Below are 21,227 nucleotides of genomic sequence, written 5' to 3' on the forward strand. Positions count from 1 at the left end.
CTGCAAAGAAGCCATTATGATGAATGCCATCGAGCATCAAGCTGGACAATCCTCCGACACTGACGAACCGGTTATTGACCTGGAATTAGAGCGGCTGGAAATCCTTAAACGCTACCGTCGATTATTAAGGGCGGCAAAACCAATGTTGAAGGGCAATGACGCTAAATTGATAAAGAAAGCGTTCAACACATCGGCCGAAGCACACAAGAATATGCGTCGGCGGTCGGGAGAACCGTACATTTATCATCCGCTGGCAGTTGCCCAGATTGCCGTTGAAGAAATTGGATTAGGTACAACCAGTATCGTTGCCGCTCTACTTCACGATGTTGTTGAAGACACCGATACAACCATTGACGATATTGACCGGGCGTTTGGCCCGAAAGTGGCCAAGATCATTGATGGTCTGACGAAGATTTCGGGTTACTTTGAATACGGAACCTCGCAACAGGCCGAGAACTTCCGCAAGATGCTTCTGACACTGTCAGACGATGTTCGTGTAATCCTGATTAAACTCGCCGATCGCTTGCACAACATGCGTACGCTGGACTCCATGCCCCGCGACAAGCAGTTGAAAATCGCGTCGGAAACGATTTATATCTATGCGCCACTTGCCCACCGATTAGGCTTGTACAGCATTAAATCGGAGCTGGAGGATTTATACCTGAAACACGTCGAGCCGGAAGCCTATAAAGATATATCAAAAAAACTACGGGACACCCGTCTGGCCCGCGACCGTTTCATCAGTCGTTTTATCGAACCAATTGAAAAAGACCTCGCCGAGACAGGTATCAAATACTTGATCAAAGGGCGGCCGAAGTCTATTTATTCTATCTGGACGAAACTGAACAAATCAAAAAAACCGTTCGAGGAAATTTATGATTTGTTTGCCGTTCGGATTATTCTGGACGTGCCTCAGGATGAGGAAAAAGCGGCCTGCTGGCGTGCCTATTCCATCGTAACGGATCACTACAAACCTAATCCCGACCGTCTGAAAGACTGGATCAGTACTCCCCGAACCAATGGCTATGAATCGCTCCATACGACGGTTATGAGCCGATTGGGCCAATGGGTAGAAGTCCAGATACGGACCGAGCGGATGAACGAAATTGCGGAGAAAGGCTACGCGGCTCACTGGAAATATAAGGGTAACGATACCCATACTGGTGCGGGTATTGAAGCCTGGATCAGCCAGGTTCGCGACATGATTGAGTCGGCGGGTAAGGGCGACAAAAAAGCAGCTATTGAGTTTGTTGATGATTTCCGGAGCAATCTGTATAGCGAAGAAGTCTTTGTCTTCACTCCCAAAGGCGATTTACAGGTGTTGCAGCGTGGTGCTACAGCCCTCGATTTCGCCTTTGATATTCACACCCAGATTGGCGCACGCTGTATGGCGGCCAAGGTTAACAACACCCTGGTGCCCCTGAGTTATGTGCTCCAAAATGGCGATCAGGTAGAGGTGATTACCTCAAACCGGCAAAAGCCCAATGAAGACTGGCTGCGGTTTGTCGTTACGTCGAAGGCCAGAACCAAGATCAAGGATTTAATTAAGGAAGATAATAAGCGGTTCGTGACCGATGGTCGCGAGTTGGTCAACAAAAAATTAAAGGTGCTTCGAATGGAAATGACCAACGAGGTCATCAACCAGTTACGCGCTTATTTTGGCTCGAAAACCACCGACGATTTTTTCTACCGGGTCGGTAAAGGGCACATAGACGTTGGCGAACTGAAGAAATTTAAATCCGACAAAGAAGCCAAAGAAAACCGCACTCACAAGCTCAATACCGATGCCCTGCCTGACGCCAAGGCGTTTGTAAAGGAGCTGAAGAAAATGCACGGCGAGCGAGCCGATGCCGATATGCTCCTTATTGGGGAGGACATGGACAAAATTGATTACACGCTGTCTAAATGTTGCAATCCAATTTCGGGCGACGACGTTTTTGGCTTCGTTACGATCAACGATGGCATCAAAATTCACCGGGTAACCTGTCCAAACGCCGTTGAGCTGATGTCGAATCATGGCAACCGCATTATCAAAGCGAAATGGACCTCTCAGAAAGAACTTGCCTTTCTGGCAGGACTTCGCATTACGGGAACGGATCGCGTTGGTTTGATAAACGATGTGACACGGGTTATCAGCAATGAACTGCACATTAACATGCGTTCTGTGGCGATTGACTCGAAAGACGGTATCTTTGAAGGAAATATTCGACTTTATGTCCACGATACCAGCCACCTTGAAACCCTGATGCAGAAACTCGAACGCGTTCAGGGAGTGTTTGAGATCGTACGGTTTGATTCTTAAACAGGGAAAATGAAACGTGTAGATCGAAGAATATGTCTGCGTGGCCAACCTTATTCTTTATTCTATGCGCTTCATTCTTCATTCTTCACTAATTTTGCGATATGCCTGCTCCGACGCAAACAAATTTAGAATCTGCTCAATTAATTTTTCGAGCCTATCTGGAACGGAAGGGACTTCGAAAAACTCCTGAGCGATTTGCCATACTCGAAGAGATTTATAACCGGCAAGACCACTTCGATGTGGACGAGTTATACATCTCGATGAAAAACAAAAAGTACCGGGTTAGCCGGGCAACCGTCTATAATACCCTGGACGTGCTGGTTGACTGCGATCTGGTTACAAAACATCAGTTTGGCCGTAACCTGGCTCAGTATGAAAAGTCGTATGGCTTTCGTCAGCACGACCACCTGATCTGCACGGATTGCCATAAGGTGATGGAGTTCTGCGACCCGCGCGTCCAGAATATTCAGAACATGGTTGGTGATATGTTGAAGTTCAACGTTATGCACCATTCGCTGATTTTCTACGGCTCCTGTGCCCGTGATGTCTGCGAGAATCGCCAGATAACGGAAAAAAATGCACAGGGGCGGTCCGTCGATACGGTACAGATTCCGGTAGAAGGATAGGGGTTGATGTAGGATGTATGGTTGAGGTTTTTAAAGAATACTTTCTGTGTTTTACTACATGTATCCTGTCTCGTACACAACACATCCTGCCCCTATGAAAGCTTACACCGAATTTGTTGATTTTATCGTACAGGGGTTAAGTCCACAACAAATCCTGGCATTTCGTCCATCAGACGAAACCCGCGAGCGAGTACGCTATCTCTTGACAGCAGAAAAAACCGGAACGATTTCAGCCGATGAAACAACCGAATTAAACGAATTTGAACAGTTTGAACACCTAATGCGTATGACCAAAGCCCGCGCCAGTCAGCATGGCGCGAGAGGGTAATTACATATCAACAAAGTTGCGAAACAGCGTTGCCCAGAGAGCCGGTTTTTGTTGTGAATACTGTTTGATTGATGAGCGACAGACATGACTTTTTTGTGAAGTTGACCATATAATTGGGATAAAACATAGTGGCCCAACTACCAGTAATAATTTAGCTTACGCCTGCTTTAACTGTAACAGAAATAAAGGAAGCGATCTTGCTTCTATAGATTGGGATCGGAATGAACTAGTCCGGTTTTATAATCCTCGTTCAGACATTTGGTCTGAACATTTTCATTTCGAAGGGTTTCACATTGTGGCTACAACCCAAATTGGGAAGGTAACAGCTACTATTTTTCGTTTCAATGACCGGAACCGCTTACTTGAGCGCGATCCAAATTCATTTTTATAATGATCGATGTTTTATTAGGCCTCCAGTGGGGCGACGAAGGGAAAGGTAAAATTGTGGACGTACTGGCTCCGCAATATCAGGTTGTAGCCCGCTTTCAGGGTGGCCCCAATGCCGGGCACACACTCGAATTCAACGGGTTCAAGCACGTGCTGCACCAGATTCCATCCGGCATTTTCCGGAACGATATCCTCAACATCATTGGTAATGGCGTAGTGCTTGACCCCATCGTGTTTAAAAAAGAAATTGACGGACTGGCGAAGTATAATCTCGCTTTAACAGAGAACCGTCCGACGGCCCGGCTACAGATTTCTCGCAAGGCCTCTATCATTCTCCCAACACACCGACTCCTGGATGCCGCTTACGAACAGGCAAAGGGCGAATCGAAAATTGGCTCGACGCTCCGGGGTATCGGACCTACGTATCAGGATAAAGTGGCACGACTGGGTTTGCGTGTCGGTGATATTGAGTTACCCAGCTTTACAGAAAAATACGCCAAATTAGTGGCTGTCCATAAAGTTATTCTGGATCAAAATAACTTCGACTACGCATCGGTGCTGCCCCAGGCAGAAGCCGAATTCTTCGCTGCCGTCGAGTTCATGAAGCAATTCCAGATTTCCGACAGCGAATATGCCATAAACGAAGCCATCAGCAGCGGCAAGAAAATTCTGGCCGAAGGGGCGCAGGGTTCACTTCTTGACATTGATTTTGGCTCATATCCTTTTGTAACATCCTCCAGCACAATGGCGGCCGGTGCCTGCACTGGTTTAGGGGTGGCACCTCGTAAAATTGGTGAGGTATTCGGCATTTTCAAAGCCTACTGTACCCGCGTGGGCAGTGGCCCCTTCCCTACCGAATTGTCCGATGAAACAGGCGAACTTATCCGGAAAGAAGGCCGCGAATTTGGCGCCACCACCGGACGTCCGCGTCGGTGTGGCTGGCTGGATTTACCGGCATTGAAATACGCGATCATGATTAACGGCGTTACGCAATTGGTGATGATGAAAGTCGATGTGCTGAATATATTCGATGAGATCAAGGTGTGTACACACTATAAACTTGCCGATGGCACCCTAACCGAACAGATGCCCTATGACCTTTGCGATACTGACGTAACGCCCGTTTACAAATCGTTTAAAGGCTGGCAAACGGATTTAACTGACATTCGCTCGTTTGTTGACGTACCAAGTGAATTAGCCGATTATGTCTACTTCCTGGAAGACACGCTGGGTTTGCCAATTAATTACATCTCGACAAGCCCCGACCGGGAAGCCATTATTCACCGGCAGGCTGTGATTGCTTAATTCGTTTTATACGACTAATTAGTTGAGAGCCGCCCCCTCCATACAGGTAGGGGCGGCTTTTTTGCCTATTTTTGACAAATTGAACCGGAGTTGTTCTGCCAGTTATGTCCGTAAAAAATTTTTACCAAACCGTCTATCAAACCGACACGCTTTTCCGGGTAGCTGGCGAATCATGGGAGCCAACGGCTCAGTCAGTTATCGAGGAGCCTGTAGAAGAACAGGTCTCAGGGGTGACTATTGACACACCTGATTTACTTTCTGAACTGGATAAACTGTCGGCTATTACACCCGCACTTTCGGTAGATATCCTGTTGACAGATGCCCCGGTTGCAGAGTTGATAACGGTTGTACCTGAGGAGTTAATAACGCTTGCACCTGAGCCAGCCCTTGTTGTGGCTGCACCCGAGTTATTGCCTCAGTTACCACCACGCCCCACCACCCCCTCAATTGTTCCCCCTGTGCAGAAACAACCACGAATACCCCAGCTTAATCATAAAGTTCTGCTTTTAGCCGATGAAGAATTAGACCCAAGCAACCTGCTCTTTCTGGAGAAAATCCTCAAAGCTGTTAACCTGAATGTAAATGGCGTCGATTTGCTGAATCTGCACGGGGTGCAGGGAATGGATTTCGCCGAGTTGCTGCGGGGAAAATACATCAATCACTTTATTACGTTTGGGGTACCGTTCGAGCGTATCAACCTCGATATTATGATGGATCGGTATTCGCCGGTTCGATTTGAAGGCATCACCTTCCTGATGGCCGACTCACTCCCCACCATTGAAGCCGACCAAAACCTAAAAAAACGGCTCTGGAGTGCCTTACAACGTGTCTTTAGTCTATAAACGACGTACGTTTCAGCTCATATTAACCGTTGACTAGGTAACTTTCTTTCCCGATATTTCGCCTTTCGTCAGATTTTCATAATGACGTTTCCCCAACGAATCCGCCGTTTGTTTTCTTCTGTTCCTGTTTCATCTGCTTCAGTTGACGCATCGGTTACGTCATCACCGTTGGCAGTACCAACCGTACCCGTTTACCTGATGCAACAGGTGAACGAACTGATAACGTTAAACACCTCACCGGTTTACAAACCAGAACCCTTACCCGATTGGCTGGCCGATGAGAACTCACTTCGCGATGAAGGGGTTTTGTTCGGTTTATCCGATGCCCGACCTGATGGAAAAATAAATCAGATTCGTGCTTTTTTCGCCGGACAAACGGCTTCTTTAGACGAATTGGTAACGGAAAACACGGAGAAAATCGGTGAACTGAACTTGTTGATTGAGCACCGGGAAAGTCGGATAACCACCCTTCGCGGGCAGATCAGTGATTTACGCGACAGCAAACCCACCCCAACCAACCTGATTCGAACCCTCGTAAGTCTGCTTCTTTCAGTGGGGATGTGCGTTTGCAATTTCTATTTGATCGACGAAACCCTTCGCCCCATTTTTCCAAACCGCCTGATAGCTCTGGGTGTATTTTTGGCAGGCATGTTCAATTTGTTTGGCCGAACATCGTTCTTCTACGAAGAAGGCACTCGTTTGTCCGTTCGGCGCGTTCTGGCAGAAGCCGGTTTACCATTGGCGGCATCAGTTTTTATTCTGGCAAAAGCCCTGGAAACACAGTCGGTAGGTCAGGCAATTGCTTTATTTGCGTTTACTTTTTTCCTGTTTCTTTTGGCCGGTAGCCTGTTTTTGAGCACGTTGACCAGGTTACAGACAGATCTTGCCAGTATTGAGTCAAATAGGCTTATGGTAGTGAACAAAGTGCAAAGTCCACCCGTTTGGGAAACCGAAATTGACCGGCTGAGACGTGAAATTGATGCCATTCGTATGCAGAAATGGCCCATTGTCATAAGCCTCAACCATACGCAGACCGACATGACCCGATTGAACACCAAACGCGATGAACTTGTTAACTTATTTGTGAGCGAGTTCGAACTTGCCCGCAGCCTGCGCGACCGGCTCTCTGAGCAACAGCGTAAACTATTGATGAATTATGATTGATTACCGAATCGACAACGCGATTGGTATCCTGATTCATTAGTCGTAATTCACCATTAATCAATGATTATGGAACCAACAAACAACCCAGACTTTCATCACGGCTATACGAGTGGTGTGGAAGGCGTGAACCGGGAAACATACGAAGGCTACCTCTCAAGTCAGATCAATACCGACTGGCTAACGGAGCGAATTGGTGAAAAACGGACCGAAGTTGCGGCCATTAATCAGCAACTCACCGAAGCAACCGAAGCGAATCGGGCGGCTTTTTCCTCGCTACAAACGCATACCCTACAGGTTGAACGGTTGGCCAAACAGGTAGGTCAGCGCGAAGCCGACCGGCAGGGGTTAGAAGCGGACCGCGATAATTTACGGGAGCGCCGAACCAAAGCATCACCTGATTATTCACTCTTTGCCGGATTACTGTTTTTGGTGGCCGGGATTTCGTTTCTGGCCGGTGACCTGATTATCTCGCACGAGATTGTGGCTTATGCGCTTAACATCCGTAACACTAACGAAGCCTGGGCGTTTGCCGTTGGTTTGGCGATGGTGTCGATTCTGCTGAAACCAGCCTACGACCGGCTCATCGAAAAACCCTATCAGGAAGATCCCGTGAAAAACGGGCGCAAATATGGCCAGTTTAAAATGGCTCTGGCGGTATTTGCAGTTATTACCCTAGCCGTTTTAGGCTGGTTCCGGTATGAAGCCTACCGCACCGACCAGCTCAAATCGGCAATCAACAAGTCCGTCCGTCAGCTCCAACTCAACACCGATCCAACAGCCGCGACGCAGGTATTAAGCCCATCGACGATCAATAAAATAGAGAAGCAACTAAGCGAATCGAGCGAGTTGAATCTGGCGCTGGTAAACAGCCCCTGGGCGCTCCTATCGTTTGTGTTGAGCGGCATTTTGTTTGCTTTGGCAGGGGCTGTTTGCCTTGGCATAGCTTTGCCGGTTATTTCGGCTTTTTGGTTCCGGTGGTTGCAGGCCGACATTAAACTCTGGAAATTGCGCCGTCGTTTAAAACGTCTTAACAACGAAATAGCCCCCCTGGAAGCCGAGCTAGCGGAACAACTTACTCAACAGAACGTACTACAACACAACCTCGATCTGCTACCCGACCTGAACGAGTTAAAAGAGCAGCGTCAAACGATCATGGCCGAACTCAATGAACTCCTGGCCGAATTGAAACTTGCTCAAACCGATAGCCGCATCAGCAATTTCAACGACGGGTATGGTCAGGGAGAAGCTACAAGGACAGTTTTAAGCGAAGACGAACAGCGGCAACTTCGCAAGGAAATGCTGACCCTTCAGAACGGCAATCGCAACCGGACGAATGAAACTCGCCCAGCCGGCACACCAGCGGTTAATGGAGCAAACGGCAAGGCCCCCTTGCGCCCTCATCAAACAATACGAAAGTTTCTTTCTGACGAATTGTAGATTTATAACATTGAAAAAGTCTAATAAAAAACGCTCCCCTTTGCCTGTAAGCATGGGGAGCGTTTTTTATTCAGCTAACTTTCAAGTTGCCAGAAGCCTTTATAAATCGTCACGTAGGTAAATTACTTATAGACAGGTAAGCGTATTGGAATAGTTATTTTTTGTCAACTACTTAATTAGATTGAACCCCACGCCAATGCAAATGAAGGAAATCAAATTTTACATCGTTGATGTATTTGCTAATACTAAATATGAAGGGAATCAGCTAGCTGTTTTTTTGGATGTAGACAACCAACTTTCGGACAACCAGATGCAGCAAATTTCGCTGGAAATAAACTTTGCTGAAACTACATTCATAAAAGAAATTCAGGGCAATCATCGGTTCGTGGTTCGCATATTTACGCCCGAACATGAAGTCCCCTTTGCGGGGCATCCTTCGCTGGGAACGAGCTATATCATTTCAAAATTTATACTTCCCGACCCTCCAAAAGAATTAACCCTGGCACTGGCCCATGCTGATATTGACATAGCCATTTTAGAGCCAGATAACCTGGATGAAAGTATTATTTTCATGCGCCAGGCGCAACCTGAGTTTGGCCATGTATTCACAAAAGAAGAGATTTCCCTGGAGCTAGGAATTAAGCTCGAAGATATTGATACTGCCCTTCCCATTCAGGAAGTAAGCACGGGACTTCCCTATATCATTGTTCCACTTAAAAATCTGACCGCGATTGATAATCTTTCCCTCACCTACGAGCCATTTAAAGAATTTTTGTTAGCTCGAAATAAGTATAAAACAAATAGCCATACAGGCCATTCAACGTCCCTGTTTTTCTTTACGAAAGAAGGGTACGAGCCTGACAGTTCATACAACACGAGAATGTTGCTGATCGAAAACAATAAACTGTCAGAAGATGCCGCGACGGGTAGTGCAAATGGTTGCTTCCTGGCCTACCTTTTACGGTATGAAAGCACCCCAATAAAAGCAACCGTTGAACAGGGATTCCAGCTCGGCCGTAAATCATACATTTATCTTGATGGAACCCTAATAGACGAAACCTTCCAGATAAATGTAGGCGGGCGCATCAAACTGATTTCAGAAGGAACCTGGTATGTGTAGGTCTACACGTTAAAACTTAGTCAACTGAAGTTAATATCCTTCGTCAGAAACCAGGTAATAGTTTACGCTTCCTGTTTGGCTACCTTCTTTTGAAACCGTTAGGGTTAGCCATTCTACATGCGTATAGGCATTATACGGCCCACTTTGCGTGTCTATCACTTGCTGTTTTCGTTCGTTGGCCTGGGTTTGAACAAAGGCAATAGCCTCCTCGCGTGAATCAAAACTACCAATCAGATCGCCGAACTCAAGCGCTGGCTCTTCGTCGGGCAATTCTCCTTTCGTATTGGAAATGGGTGATTCAGGGTGCTCTGATTGATTCTGTATTTTAGGGCTTGCATACAATTCGATGATCATGGAAGTATGTTTTTTCTGAAATGGACTTACAGCGACTTGGCAAATTGGTTATTTTCGCGCTTGTTTTAGACTGTTGTATACAATTGACAACTCAGTAAGGCAGGTAGTGTTAGCCTATTCAGGAAAAATAATTCAACTTTCATCAACTAACTAAGGGGATTCAACACAAAAAGCAAGCAACTTTTGCAAATCTGCCTCCTCGTTGAAATTGATCGCGTTTTCTTTCAAATACGTTTTAATAGCTTGTTTTTTCAAAGGAAATAAACCAAGAATACTTCCTTGTTTGGGTACATAAAACCGATTATTCTGATCCATAATTCCGTAGTCAACTCGTTTTGATAATACCAGATCAGACTGTGCATTAAGTTTTGCCAATGACCCATTACTATTGCTTAACATTGTCGTATTCCGGATTGAGGATGTGCCCGAAGATTGCCCATAGCCACCTTGTTTTTCGGTGTCAATTAAAGCCAGTCGTTGTTTACTCACTAATTTAACGGATGAATAACTACCAAGAAGGCGCCAGAACGTTTTGGGGTATTCGTAATAAAATACATCCTGTCCAATACTAACCAATTCAATTGTTGGATCTTCGGAGAGGGCCAATGTATCACCCTTTGGACTAACAAAGTGCATTTCACCCAGCAAAAGATTATAGTTGAATACAGCCTCTGAGAAACTTCCGTTTTTAAAATGCAGCTTCCCGCGTGCAAATGCAGGGTACTGATATCTTTTTGCAACAGGCATTGCTTTATTGGGATCACTGCCCCCTTTCAGCCTATAATATTGGCTTTCCTGAGCCAGTGAACGGTCAAATATACCCGTACAAATAATCAATATAAGTGCGTATAGTTTCATTGGCTTGATTTTAATAGCTGCCTAAGTTCCATTAAAAAATTCAATAAAACCATACAACTGACTAAACAGGAGAAGTAGATGTGAGTCTATAGTTTCTCTGAAGCAAGGCATTCGCGAGAAGAGTAATTTTTATTAAAATTTCAGTTTGTTTCATATCCTTGGTCCTACTAAAAGCAGACACCAAACGTATGTTCAACAAATTGTGGATACTCTCTCTTGCCTTGACAACCACAGCCTTATCAGGTCCGAACGGGCTAACCCCCAAGCCGATCTTAGCTCCAACACCCACACTCATGGCTACTCAACGTTCGCAGGCATCAGCAGTCGATAGTAAGAAAAAACAACGACAGGAGCTGTATCAGTTATTAGGGAAATTGCCTGATCGACATCGACCGATAGCGGTTGAAATAGTTTCCACTCAGGAAACCGATGAGTTGATCATCGAAAAACTCCTTTTAGATATCAATGGGTTGGAGCGGGTTCCGGCCTACTTCACAAAGCCTAAAAATAAATCCGGCAAACTACCTGTCGTTTTGTTCAATCACTCGCATTTCGGGCAATACGAAGTAGGAAAAGAAGAGTTTGTACGAGGAAGGCCCGAAATGCAGAAACCACCCTATGCGCTGGCGTTGGCCCGAGCGGGTTATGCTGGCTTATGCATAGACAGTTGGTGCTTCGGCGAACGGCAGGAACGAAAGGAAACAGATACGTTTAAAGACATGATCTGGCATGGACAAGTACTTTGGGGCATGATGGTCTACGACAATTTGCGGGCGCTGGACTACCTGGAAACCCGATCCGATGTCGACACTAAACGGATAGCTACTATGGGTATGTCGATGGGAAGTACGATGGCGTGGTGGCTGGCTGCTCTGGACGAACGGATCAAGATATGCGTTGACCTTTGCTGCCTGACTGATTATCAAGAACTTATTAAGACCAAAGGACTTGACTTACATGGTATCTACTATTATGTGCCCGACTTATTGAACCACTTTACCACCTCACAAATTAACGGTCTTATTTCCCCTCGCCCTCATTTTGGTTTAGCGGGCCGGTTTGATCCATTAACACCTTTGCCCGGACTCACAAAAATTGATCAGGCATTAAAAGAAATCTACAAAAAAGATGGAGCGCCAGATGCCTGGCAGTTACGGATTTACGATGTTGGTCATCGGGAAACAGAAGCCATGCGGACCGATATAATGGCATTTTATAGAAAATGGCTTTAACCAGATAAAATCCTTACTTGCCGGAAAATCGTTATAACTGAAAACGATGAATAAATCTGGGTTTCGATGAACGAACCGAATCTGTTATTTGAGTGCCTGACGTACCAATTACAAAACTTCCCGCTAGATGATATGCTCTGCGCACGGGAAGCCAATCAATGGCGAAAATATAGTACGCAGGAAGTTAGCAAACTGGTTGATCAGCTAAGTGCTGGCTTGCTTGCGCTAGGACTAAACGAAGGTGATCGAACCGACGAAGGCCGGGATAAAATTGCCATTTTGAGTGCTAATAGGCCCGAGTGGATGCTGGTGGATATGGCGATCCAACAGATTGGCGCCGTTTCTGTGCCCATCTACCCAACGATAAATCCGACAGAACTGCAATTCATTTTACAGGATGCAGCCGTTAAACTGATCTTTATCGGCGATGAAACCCTGGCAAAAAAAGTAGCTGCCATTCAACGTGAATTGCCCGACTTAAAAAACCTTTTCACCTTCGACCAGGTACCAACCACTCAACATTGGCGGGAGTTACTCGTTGACTATACCCCGGTGGTTCAGGCTCAACTTACTCAGCAACGACGGGCAATAACGCCCAATGATCTGGCAACTATCCTGTACACCTCTGGCACAACAGGAACACCAAAGGGAGTTATGCTGTCGCATCATAACCTGCTCAGCAACGTATTTAGTAGTTCCCTTTTGCTCAAGGAAGTCGGGATTCAGGGTAAACGAGCACTTAGTTTTTTGCCGCTGAACCACGCGTTCGAGCGTATGGCTACCTATTGTTATTTTTACTGCGGAACCTCTATCTACTACGCCGAGAGTATGGACACGATAGGCGAAAACCTCCGCGACGTTCAACCGACGCTCTTTACTACAGTGCCCCGCTTACTCGAAAAAGTGTATGAAGGCATCATCGCCAAAGGTTCTGAGCTGACTGGCATAAAACGACGGTTGTTCTTCTGGGCGCTAAAACTGGGCGAACGTTTTGACCTCAACGCACCCCAATCAATAAGTTACAAACTTCAGTTGGCCGTGGCCAATCGACTCGTTTTCAGCAAATGGCGGGATGCGTTGGGCGGTCAAATCCGCGCCATTATAACGGGGGCGGCAGCCTGTCAGGTGCGCTTGCTTAAAATCTTCGGCGCAGCTCAGCTTGTTGTTATGGAAGGCTATGGCCTGACAGAAGCGTCGCCTATCATCAGCGGAAACCGGCACAGCGACGCAAACCGGATGTTCGGCACGGTAGGGCCACCTCTCAACGATGTTCAGGTGGCGTTTGCCGACGATGGCGAAATACTTTGTAAAGGCCCCAACGTCATGATGGGCTACTACAAACGGCCCGATCTAACCGCGGAAACTGTCATCGACGGCTGGTTGCATACGGGCGACATCGGGACATTGGTGGATGGCAAATTCCTGAAAATCACCGACCGCAAAAAAGAGCTATTCAAAACCAGTGGTGGCAAATATGTAGCGCCCCAGCCCATCGAAAACAAGATGGTTGAGAGCCGCTGGATTGAGCAGATTATGGTGGTGGGCGAAGGCGAAAAGTTTGTGGGTGCCCTGATTGTACCCGCTTTTCAGGCACTCCAGGAATGGTACACGCATCAGGGGAAAGCCTATCCCGACAATGCCACGGTTATTGCCGACGAGTCCATTCTGGCACTTTTCACCAAAGAAATCGACCATTATAACGCGTTTTTCAATCACGTCGAGCAGGTGAAAAAGTTTGCCCTGTTACCCAACGAGTGGACGATTGAGAAAGGCGAACTGACACCAACGCTCAAGTTGAAGCGAAAAGTGATTCGGGAAAAATATAAAGACCAGATCACTGGTATCTATTCGAGTTAGGCGGCCCTACTTATTGGCTACCTTTGTGGATGGATTATTTTAAAAACCTGCTCGACTTACTAAAAGCTGAACGAGAAGAAGACCGTAATCAGTACCGACGACTCACAGAAACCACTTCCATTGCCGAACGGCGGGCCAATGGACTAACCTGGTATCCTATCGCCATTAGAGGATCAGAAATGAGCCGGGGCGATTATGTAACGGTGGAGGTGGAACGTACCACGCACCAGGATATAACACACCAGTTACGGTCGGGGATGCCCGCATTGTTTTTCAGCAACCACGACCCTAAAAAAGACCGGGTCGAAGGCACGATATCCTACCAGAGTGGGAATCGGCTTAAGATCACCCTGCTTACCGACGAGCTTCCCGAGTGGTCGAGTGATGGCAAATTAGGTGTCGAAATTCTCTTTGACGACAAGAGTTATGACGAGATGCAGGACGCCCTCAAAACGGCGAATACACTCAGCCAGGATCCAAAAAACCGACTGGTGAACATCCTCACGGGTGAGACCTCCCCTACCTTTCATCCAGAAACGCCAAAAACCAATATTCCCCGGTTGAACGACAGCCAGCTTCGGGCCGTCGAAAAGATTCTGGTTGCCAATGAACTGGCTATTGTTCATGGCCCTCCCGGAACCGGCAAAACCACTACTTTAGTCCAAGCCATTAAGGCGCTGATTAAGCAGGACCACAAGAAAATACTGGTTGTTGCGCCCAGCAATACGGCAGTCGACCTGTTGAGCGAAAAACTACATGAGGAAGGTTTGAATGTGCTCCGGGTGGGTAATCCGGCCCGTGTATCCGAGCGGTTGATGGCGCTCACGCTGGATCATAAAATGGCCGATCACAGCCTGATGAAAGAGGCTAAGAAGCTAAAAAAACAGGCGAATGAGTTCAAAAACATGGCGCATAAATACAAGCGCAGTTTTGGAAAAGCCGAACGTGACCAGCGAAAAGCTCTCTTCGATGAGGCCCATCGGATCATGAAAGATGTGGGTAATACCGAACAATACATCATTGATGATCTGGTAGCGAAAGCGCAGGTTATTACGGCAACACTTGTCGGTTCCAACCAGTACATGATTCGTAATCTTACCTTTCATACGGTCGTCATCGACGAAGCTGGGCAAGCCTTGGAACCTGCCTGCTGGATACCTATTCTGAAAGCGCAGAAATTAGTACTGGCCGGTGACCATTGTCAGTTATCGCCCACTATTAAGTCGACCGAAGCGGCCCGAAAGGGGCTGAGTACTACCCTGCTGGAAAAGTGCGTGACCCTTCACCCCGAAGCCGTAACCCTGCTCGAAGAACAATATCGGATGCATGAGCACATCATGGGCTACTCATCGCAGGTGTTTTACGACAATCGGTTGCGGGCGCATTCGTCTGTGGCGGCTCATGCGCTGTTTCCGGGCGATAGTTCCCTCGTCTTTATCGACACGGCGGGTTGCGGATTTAACGAGAAACTGGAAGGCACAAGCTCAACAAACCCGGAAGAGGCCGCCCTGTTAATGAAGCATTTAACCCAGATGACCCTTGAACTAGGCCCACATTACACGCCGGAGAACTTTCCAAGTATTGCCATCATATCGCCTTACAAGCAACAGCTAAACATACTGAATGAACAACTGCAACACACCCCCGAACTACAGCCATACCGACATAAAATAGCGGTCAACACAATTGATAGTTTTCAGGGGCAGGAACGCGACATTGTGTACATTTCCATGACTCGCAGTAACGACCAGGGGGAGATTGGCTTCCTGTCAGACGTGCGCCGAATGAACGTAGCCATGACCCGCGCCCGTAAAAAACTGGTGATTGTGGGCGATAGTGCCACATTGGCGGGCCTTCCCTTTTATGCCGATTTCATCACCTACGCCGAAAACCTCAATGCCTACCAGAGTGCGTGGGAGTGGATATGAGTTAGTTGTACCCATGGGCTTTAGCCCGTGTTCTATGCAATAAAGAGCACGGGCTAAAGCCCATGGGTACAACTAATTAATCTTAACCAAGTCAATCTTAAACACCAGAATTGAATTACCCGGAATATCGTTCTGATCCTGCGAACCATAGGCCAGACTTGGCGGTAGATAGAGCGTGATGCTACCACCCGGTCCCACCAGGGGGATTCCCTCCTGCCAGCCTAAAATGAGTTGGTTCAAGTAAAAGCTGATGCCTGAAGCACTATCGAACGTTTTTCCATTGGTGAGTTTGCCGCTGTAATTAACGGTCACGTTTGCACACGCATCTGGTTTTTTCCCTGAGCCGGGAGCATCGATGGTATAATAAAACCCACGCTCATCAAATTTAGCGGCAATATGACTGGAGTCTATATACTGTTTCAGTGTGGTGATATCCTCATAATGTGCCTTTATCGAAACAACTGGCTCGGTGCAGGGGCCTTGATCGGCCTGTTGGCAACCGCTCGCGATGAGTATTAAAAATAGAAGCGCAAATGAATAGTTTTTCATTTTTCGAAAACAAGGTGCTTTTACAATATAAGTCTAGCTCGGTTTACCGCAATAAATGAAGTACCAAGAGCAACAAGTGAACCAACCAGGCCAGACAAAACCAGCGCAACTGGTTTCGTCAACTTAAAATTGGGTTGTGACAATTGAATTACTTTAATGAACAGGTACGCTAAACCGGCAAAAGCAAACCCCAAAGCTAGTGCCGTAAAAAGAGCCGTCAGAAACCAGTTTGTCGTTGCATTAAGTGATGGCTCCAGCTTACGAGCCATACGTTGTTTAGTCATTGTAACAAACGTGGCCATCGTTGTTGCGAAAACCGAAATCATCACTGTAGGTATTAACAGATCCACCACAGTCGGATTGGTACCTTTTAAGTTGATGGCTTCATACTGATGAAAAATAATAAACGGCGCTAGTATGTTTATAATCAGGTTTAAAACCGTTGCCGTAATGGCATTTCGTTTTGTAAATTTTTCCATTTCCCGGATAGGCGGTGACCGCCCAAGATTAATTTATTCAGTAGTGACCATATCGATGATTTTTTGATCGGGGAAATCCTTTTTTCAGCTTCTATGATTGACCAAAAAAGCATCGATCAGAGGCTCATATTGCTCCCGGTTAATATCAAAGTGACCTACATCTGGCAGCAGGTGCCAGTCAACGGATGCACCGGCGTTGGTCAGGGCTTCAACCAGTTCCATACTTTGCTGGTATGGAACATGCTTGTCCTGGTCTCCGTGAAATACCAGAAAGCGGGGCACGTAAGCACTATTCAGATATTGTACGGGATTCGAGGTTGTAACCAGTTCCGGTATGGCCTGAATGGGGTTACCCATAAATAGGGACTCGGACGAGTCAGCGACATTGTGAGTTAAACCATCATCTAGTTTCTGGTCGTCCATACTCAGGAAATTGATTGGGCTGGATTCACTGATCACCCCCGACACCCGGGATTGAAACGGCGTATAGTCTACACCCAGCAACTGCCCGCTCCAGCCCGTAAGACCAACCATTGTACTTAAATAACCGCCAGCTGAGTGCCCCCAGGCTACAAAGCGATTTGCATCTAACTGATATTCCTCAGCATGCTGTCTCAGCCAGCCAACGGCCGCTTTCGCATCATGAACAGCTCCCGGAAATAAAGCTTCGTGGCTCAGGCGATAGCCTACAGCTGCCACCGCAAAGCCTTTTTCAAGATAGTCCAGTGGAATCTGATTCCTGGGGCTTGGATCTTTAGTTCCCCGCATAAAGCCGCCCCCGTGAAACCAGATAATAAGAGGAAATTGGTTCCCATGTCGGGGCAGATATAAATCGAGATGCTGACGCTCATGACCACCCGGAAGGTAGGAAAGGTCTTTATGAAGTATGTACGACTGATTTTCCATTAATATCCAGGCGTTACTTTTTGGATGCGAGTATACCGGCCAGCCAAAAGGAAAACCGGACCATAGTAGCCTGAACTGGATTCATGGAATTATCGGGAGGGGGCGACACAAAGTACAAATCCAGCTTTCCATAATTCTTCAAAACCCGGTCGAAGCGGGCGGGACCGGGTTTTTCAGGTAGGGTATGCTCCGGGTAGGGCGTACATAAAGCATCGAAAAAGGGCTCAAATACGCCTGGACTTAACATCCCGATAAACTTGGTATACGGACTTTCCAGCCGGTATGTATGTTTTGTATAGGCCGGTACAAACAAAAAATCGCCGGGATTTAGCGGTACGATCTTCCCATCATTCCACATGGTCATGTTCCCTTCCAGCGAGTAAAAACATTCGGAATGAAGTTTGTGATAATGCTGGATAATTGCTCCTCCTTTGGGGCCTTCGGTCAGAACGAACAGATACTGTCCATCGGTATTATTTTGTCTAACCATAAAGGTTTGCAATTGATCTTCCACGATCAAATGCTCTCCACCCCCTTTCGCAATCGCGTAGGGCTGGCATCCATCAGGGCGCTCCAGATTAGTTACTTCTACGGCTGGGAGTACAGGCAAAAACCCGTCAACCAACTGAAAATCTACGGTTGACGAAACGGCATAAAGGTCGCTTTTGCCCGCCTTTTCGTTTTGTGCTAATTCGGCAAACAAGGAGTTTAAGCCACCCGCTCCCGAAAAATATAACGTCTTTGTTGCTGGGACCACACACTCAATCTGATGAGCAACCCCTTTGGGTATATGGCCAAAATCGCCTTCTTTCAGGTGGTATGTTTTTTCAGAAAAAGACAACAGGAGTTCGCCCGACAGCACAAAAAGGCTTTTATGCGTTTTTGTATGCGTATGAGCGGGTAGTTTAAACCCTTGCGGTGCCAGCACCTCAACGATCTCCATTAACCCTCCCGATTGGTCACGAGAGTTAATAAGGGAAATGTCGGCCCCGTTAAAACGCACGTTTTGGCCTTCGCCGGATCTTAATAAATAAGCCGGTGGATGTGTTGTATTCATACTGATTCGACTGGTACAAGGTTACAGGATAAGGTATCTAATTGGCTAAGATAGTGAAACAGAATCATTCGCCATATCACAATACAATTCCTGCCACCAAGCCAACGATAATCAATACGTAAGGAGGAATCTTGGTGTATAGGAGAACCCCAATTGTGACCATCACAACTACAACCGACGGCCAGTGGGGTGCCATTGGTTCAAACAGGGCTATGGCTGCAGCCGCCGTTAAGCCCGTGCTGGCCGCATTGATGCCTTCCAGCGACGCCCGCACCACGCGGTAACGTTTTAGCTGCTCCCAGAACCGATAGACAAAGAAAATAAAGAACGTACCGGGCAGGAAAATTCCGGCAGTCGAAATGAAACTGCCCCAAAATTGACCACCAAGCCCGGAATCGCGCATGGATAAGGCCCCGATATACGATGCAAAGGCAAAGACAGGCCCCGGAACGGCTTGGACCAACCCCAGTCCCGACAAAAACTCCTCGCGGGTCAGGTAGTGTTTAAAGGCGACAAACTCGTTGTAGAGCAAGGGGGTTAGCACCTGCCCGCCACCAAAAACAAAACTACCATTCCGGTAAAAATTCTCAAATAACCGAACCGGTAGTAACTGCGTGTAAGCACCCAGTGTGGCCGCTCCGATGAATACGCCAAACCATAAAAAAAAATTAGCCCACTGCACATGCAGGGGCTTCTTTGTCATTCGTTCCTGTTGTTTGTAAGTGAGCGCCGTAGTGAGGCCCCCGACCAGCAATACAATGGGTGTCATCACCGGCGACCGAAACATATAAGCCACAATCGCTGCCGTAAGCGCTAAAGCCAGGCTAACTTTATTCTTGATAACTTTCTGGCCAATTCGATACCCAGCTACTACCATAAACCCAACGGCCATGGGCTGAATAAATCGGGCAAATTGCAGCGACAGCTTTTGTTGTTCGATATAATAAATACCCATCCCGGCGGCAGTCATTAGGCTAACTGCGGGCAATACCCAAATCAATAGGGTGATATAAGCGAGGTTAGGGCCACCAATTTTAAACCCAATGGCCGTAATTGTCTGAGTCGAGGTTGGACCCGGCAAAACCTGCCCTAAAGCATTCAACTCCAGCAATTCTTCTTCGGTAAGGTATCGACGTTTCTGAACAAACCGATCATAAAACATGGCCAGATGCACCTGCGGCCCGCCAAACGTCGTTAGCGCCAGAATAAGCACATCTTTCAGAAAGATGATGTAACGAATTCGGCGTACGGGCTGGGCAGTGGACAGGTAAGGCAGCATACGGATGGGTTGTCAGTGGTGGTTGATCGTTATTTTCGGGTCTGAAAGGCATGACGATCAATCACCACCTATTAACAAGGAAGGCTATTTTTTGAGACCAAGCTCAATTAGCCGTTCGTTCAAAAATTCGCCAGCCGTCATATCCACGTATATCTTCGGATTTTGCGTATCAATACAACTTTCCAGACTCGTCAGATCCATATCCGAGCGAGGGTGCATAAAGAACGGAATCGAATACCGAGACTGATTCATTTTTTCGCGCGGGGGGTTTACCACCTGATGTATAGTCGACTTGAGTTTGTGATTCGTCAACCGGTCGAGCATATCACCAACGTTCACGACAACCTGATCGGGCAGGGCCGTAATACCAATCCACTTGCCATCGCGACGAAGCACTTCAAGTCCATCGGCCGATGCGCCCATCAACAGCGTAATCAGGTTAATGTCTCCGTGTGGAGCTGCCCTTACGGCACCATCCGGCGTTGTATCAGGATCAAGTGGGAAGTAATGTAATGCCCGAAGGATACTATCTCCGTTTTTTACTTTATCGTCAAAATAATTTTCGGGAAGTTCGAGATATAGGGCAATGGCCCGCAGGAGTTGCTTACCTGCACTTTCGAGTGTGCGGTAGGCCGTAACGGTCGATTGACTAAACGCCGGAAATTCCTCCGGCAACACATTGGCAGGCATTTCACCTTCCGGTTCCGGTTGACCAATGTGATAAAACTCTTTTAAATCAGCAACTTTAAATCCTTTGGCGGTTTCTTTTCCCTTACCAATATAGCCCCGCTGGCCGCTTAATTCAGGGTGCTCGTATTTTTGTTTCAAGGCATCAGGCGATGAGAAAAAACCCTTCGCCGAGTCATATAGCTTTTTTGTTAACTCGCTGGTTAATCCGTGGTTACGAATAGCCACAAAACCAATTTGATTAAATGCCCGGCCTAAATTCTGAACAAAATTCGCTTTTAGCTCGGGATCACCCGATGTGAAATCCGCCAAATCCAATGACGGTATTTCATCATATAACTCTTCTTCTACCATGGACTAAACGATTTTCACAAAAATACAAAATATTGCGAAATCTGTCGGTTGTAAACATAGAGACGTAACCGCATCGGCGGCCCGGCCCTTACGTCTCCTTCGCGTCAGCAATTTGTATCTATCTGGTACAGGATACGAAAAAAGGTTGCTGACGCAAAGGAGACGTAAGGCCGGGC

The 21,227-nt window shown here is 47.0% G+C and carries 19 protein-coding genes and 1 pseudogene; 12 read left to right on the forward strand and 8 right to left on the reverse strand.

Going from position 1 to position 21,227, the window contains the following annotated elements; translation table 11 throughout:
* Positions 1-16: 16 nt before the first annotated feature.
* The 9 genes and pseudogenes from CWM47_RS19775 (at position 17) to CWM47_RS19815 (ending at position 9,511) form a co-directional block, all read left to right on the forward strand.
* Positions 17-2,302, forward strand: coding sequence for a RelA/SpoT family protein (locus CWM47_RS19775; protein WP_100989932.1), 2,286 nt, complete (start codon positions 17-19; stop codon positions 2,300-2,302).
* Positions 2,303-2,403: 101 nt separating this feature from the next.
* Positions 2,404-2,928: a Fur family transcriptional regulator gene (locus CWM47_RS19780; RefSeq protein WP_100989933.1), complete on the forward strand. Its 525-nt coding sequence runs from the start codon at positions 2,404-2,406 to the stop codon at positions 2,926-2,928.
* 94 nt (positions 2,929-3,022) lie between these two features.
* Complete coding sequence (locus tag CWM47_RS19785; RefSeq protein WP_100989934.1) at positions 3,023-3,256, forward strand: hypothetical protein; 234 nt, start codon at positions 3,023-3,025, stop codon at positions 3,254-3,256.
* A gap of 106 nt (positions 3,257-3,362) precedes the next feature.
* A pseudogene (locus CWM47_RS40300) lies at positions 3,363-3,647 on the forward strand (HNH endonuclease); the annotation flags it as partial.
* Entirely contained in the window at positions 3,647-4,948 is a 1,302-nt protein-coding gene (locus CWM47_RS19795; RefSeq protein WP_100989935.1) for an adenylosuccinate synthase, read from the forward strand. The pseudogene CWM47_RS40300 and the gene CWM47_RS19795, both read left to right, overlap by 1 nt.
* Before the next feature lie 104 nt (positions 4,949-5,052).
* Positions 5,053-5,790: a hypothetical protein gene (locus CWM47_RS19800; protein WP_100989936.1), complete on the forward strand. Its 738-nt coding sequence runs from the start codon at positions 5,053-5,055 to the stop codon at positions 5,788-5,790.
* An 81-nt stretch (positions 5,791-5,871) separates the two neighbouring features.
* A complete protein-coding gene (locus tag CWM47_RS19805) occupies positions 5,872-6,954 on the forward strand; it encodes a hypothetical protein (RefSeq protein ID WP_100989937.1) in 1,083 nt (360 codons plus the stop codon).
* Positions 6,955-7,020: 66 nt separating this feature from the next.
* Complete coding sequence (locus CWM47_RS19810) at positions 7,021-8,391, forward strand: AAA family ATPase (protein WP_100993965.1); 1,371 nt, start codon at positions 7,021-7,023, stop codon at positions 8,389-8,391.
* Positions 8,392-8,587: 196 nt separating this feature from the next.
* On the forward strand, positions 8,588-9,511 hold the full coding sequence (locus CWM47_RS19815) for a PhzF family phenazine biosynthesis protein (RefSeq protein WP_100989938.1): 924 nt from the start codon (positions 8,588-8,590) through the stop codon (positions 9,509-9,511).
* A 30-nt stretch (positions 9,512-9,541) separates the two neighbouring features.
* On the opposite strand, the gene CWM47_RS19820 is transcribed toward CWM47_RS19815, so the two are convergent.
* Together CWM47_RS19820 and CWM47_RS19825 are read right to left on the reverse strand one after the other, a co-directional pair.
* Complete coding sequence (locus CWM47_RS19820) at positions 9,542-9,865, reverse strand: hypothetical protein (RefSeq protein ID WP_100989939.1); 324 nt, start codon at positions 9,863-9,865, stop codon at positions 9,542-9,544.
* Between the two features lie 150 nt (positions 9,866-10,015).
* Positions 10,016-10,723 (reverse strand): hypothetical protein, encoded by a 708-nt coding sequence (locus CWM47_RS19825; RefSeq protein WP_100989940.1) that lies wholly within the window; start codon positions 10,721-10,723, stop codon positions 10,016-10,018.
* Positions 10,724-11,016: 293 nt separating this feature from the next.
* Here CWM47_RS19825 and CWM47_RS19835 point away from each other — a divergent pair, with 293 nt between their 5' ends.
* From CWM47_RS19835 to CWM47_RS19845, 3 genes are all read left to right on the forward strand, one after another.
* Entirely contained in the window at positions 11,017-11,955 is a 939-nt protein-coding gene (locus CWM47_RS19835) for a dienelactone hydrolase family protein (RefSeq protein WP_100989942.1), read from the forward strand.
* Positions 11,956-12,021: 66 nt separating this feature from the next.
* Positions 12,022-13,812 carry an AMP-dependent synthetase/ligase gene (locus tag CWM47_RS19840; RefSeq protein WP_100989943.1) on the forward strand — a complete coding sequence of 597 codons (1,791 nt, stop codon included), beginning with the start codon at positions 12,022-12,024 and terminating at the stop codon, positions 13,810-13,812.
* A gap of 29 nt (positions 13,813-13,841) precedes the next feature.
* Complete coding sequence (locus tag CWM47_RS19845) at positions 13,842-15,740, forward strand: AAA domain-containing protein (protein ID WP_100989944.1); 1,899 nt, start codon at positions 13,842-13,844, stop codon at positions 15,738-15,740.
* 72 nt (positions 15,741-15,812) lie between these two features.
* Here the strand turns inward: CWM47_RS19845 and CWM47_RS19850 are convergent, their stop codons facing one another.
* The 6 genes from CWM47_RS19850 to CWM47_RS19875 form a co-directional block, all read right to left on the reverse strand.
* Positions 15,813-16,289 (reverse strand): FKBP-type peptidyl-prolyl cis-trans isomerase, encoded by a 477-nt coding sequence (locus tag CWM47_RS19850; RefSeq protein ID WP_100989945.1) that lies wholly within the window; start codon positions 16,287-16,289, stop codon positions 15,813-15,815.
* Between the two features lie 20 nt (positions 16,290-16,309).
* Entirely contained in the window at positions 16,310-16,768 is a 459-nt protein-coding gene (locus tag CWM47_RS19855) for a hypothetical protein (RefSeq protein WP_100989946.1), read from the reverse strand.
* Between the two features lie 84 nt (positions 16,769-16,852).
* Positions 16,853-17,674, reverse strand: coding sequence for an alpha/beta hydrolase (locus tag CWM47_RS19860; protein ID WP_100989947.1), 822 nt, complete (start codon positions 17,672-17,674; stop codon positions 16,853-16,855).
* Between the two features lie 13 nt (positions 17,675-17,687).
* Positions 17,688-18,731, reverse strand: a complete 1,044-nt coding sequence (locus tag CWM47_RS19865; RefSeq protein WP_100989948.1) for a cupin domain-containing protein — start codon at positions 18,729-18,731, stop codon at positions 17,688-17,690.
* A gap of 76 nt (positions 18,732-18,807) precedes the next feature.
* The gene (gene chrA, locus CWM47_RS19870) at positions 18,808-20,010 is read right to left on the reverse strand and encodes a chromate efflux transporter (RefSeq protein ID WP_100989949.1); all 1,203 of its coding nucleotides are present in this window, start codon (positions 20,008-20,010) and stop codon (positions 18,808-18,810) included.
* 84 nt (positions 20,011-20,094) lie between these two features.
* Positions 20,095-21,051 (reverse strand): isopenicillin N synthase family dioxygenase, encoded by a 957-nt coding sequence (locus CWM47_RS19875; protein ID WP_100989950.1) that lies wholly within the window; start codon positions 21,049-21,051, stop codon positions 20,095-20,097.
* Positions 21,052-21,227 lie beyond the last annotated feature (176 nt).

The organism is Spirosoma pollinicola, from assembly GCF_002831565.1.
Classification (GTDB): domain Bacteria; phylum Bacteroidota; class Bacteroidia; order Cytophagales; family Spirosomataceae; genus Spirosoma; species Spirosoma pollinicola.

What these genes read in the sequence shown, in the direction of transcription:
- CWM47_RS19775 (WP_100989932.1), top strand. Translation starts at nt 17, where the DNA reads ATGATGAATGCCATCGAGCATCAAGCTGGACAATCCTCCGACACTGAC.
- CWM47_RS19780 (WP_100989933.1), top strand. Translation starts at nt 2,404, where the DNA reads ATGCCTGCTCCGACGCAAACAAATTTAGAATCTGCTCAATTAATTTTT.
- CWM47_RS19785 (WP_100989934.1), top strand. Translation starts at nt 3,023, where the DNA reads ATGAAAGCTTACACCGAATTTGTTGATTTTATCGTACAGGGGTTAAGT.
- CWM47_RS19795 (WP_100989935.1), top strand. Translation starts at nt 3,647, where the DNA reads ATGATCGATGTTTTATTAGGCCTCCAGTGGGGCGACGAAGGGAAAGGT.
- CWM47_RS19800 (WP_100989936.1), top strand. Translation starts at nt 5,053, where the DNA reads ATGTCCGTAAAAAATTTTTACCAAACCGTCTATCAAACCGACACGCTT.
- CWM47_RS19805 (WP_100989937.1), top strand. Translation starts at nt 5,872, where the DNA reads ATGACGTTTCCCCAACGAATCCGCCGTTTGTTTTCTTCTGTTCCTGTT.
- CWM47_RS19810 (WP_100993965.1), top strand. Translation starts at nt 7,021, where the DNA reads ATGGAACCAACAAACAACCCAGACTTTCATCACGGCTATACGAGTGGT.
- CWM47_RS19815 (WP_100989938.1), top strand. Translation starts at nt 8,588, where the DNA reads ATGCAAATGAAGGAAATCAAATTTTACATCGTTGATGTATTTGCTAAT.
- CWM47_RS19820 (WP_100989939.1), bottom strand. Translation starts at nt 9,865, where the DNA reads ATGATCATCGAATTGTATGCAAGCCCTAAAATACAGAATCAATCAGAG.
- CWM47_RS19825 (WP_100989940.1), bottom strand. Translation starts at nt 10,723, where the DNA reads ATGAAACTATACGCACTTATATTGATTATTTGTACGGGTATATTTGAC.
- CWM47_RS19835 (WP_100989942.1), top strand. Translation starts at nt 11,017, where the DNA reads ATGGCTACTCAACGTTCGCAGGCATCAGCAGTCGATAGTAAGAAAAAA.
- CWM47_RS19840 (WP_100989943.1), top strand. Translation starts at nt 12,022, where the DNA reads ATGAACGAACCGAATCTGTTATTTGAGTGCCTGACGTACCAATTACAA.
- CWM47_RS19845 (WP_100989944.1), top strand. Translation starts at nt 13,842, where the DNA reads ATGGATTATTTTAAAAACCTGCTCGACTTACTAAAAGCTGAACGAGAA.
- CWM47_RS19850 (WP_100989945.1), bottom strand. Translation starts at nt 16,289, where the DNA reads ATGAAAAACTATTCATTTGCGCTTCTATTTTTAATACTCATCGCGAGC.
- CWM47_RS19855 (WP_100989946.1), bottom strand. Translation starts at nt 16,768, where the DNA reads ATGGAAAAATTTACAAAACGAAATGCCATTACGGCAACGGTTTTAAAC.
- CWM47_RS19860 (WP_100989947.1), bottom strand. Translation starts at nt 17,674, where the DNA reads ATGGAAAATCAGTCGTACATACTTCATAAAGACCTTTCCTACCTTCCG.
- CWM47_RS19865 (WP_100989948.1), bottom strand. Translation starts at nt 18,731, where the DNA reads ATGAATACAACACATCCACCGGCTTATTTATTAAGATCCGGCGAAGGC.
- chrA (WP_100989949.1), bottom strand. Translation starts at nt 20,010, where the DNA reads ATGCTGCCTTACCTGTCCACTGCCCAGCCCGTACGCCGAATTCGTTAC.
- CWM47_RS19875 (WP_100989950.1), bottom strand. Translation starts at nt 21,051, where the DNA reads ATGGTAGAAGAAGAGTTATATGATGAAATACCGTCATTGGATTTGGCG.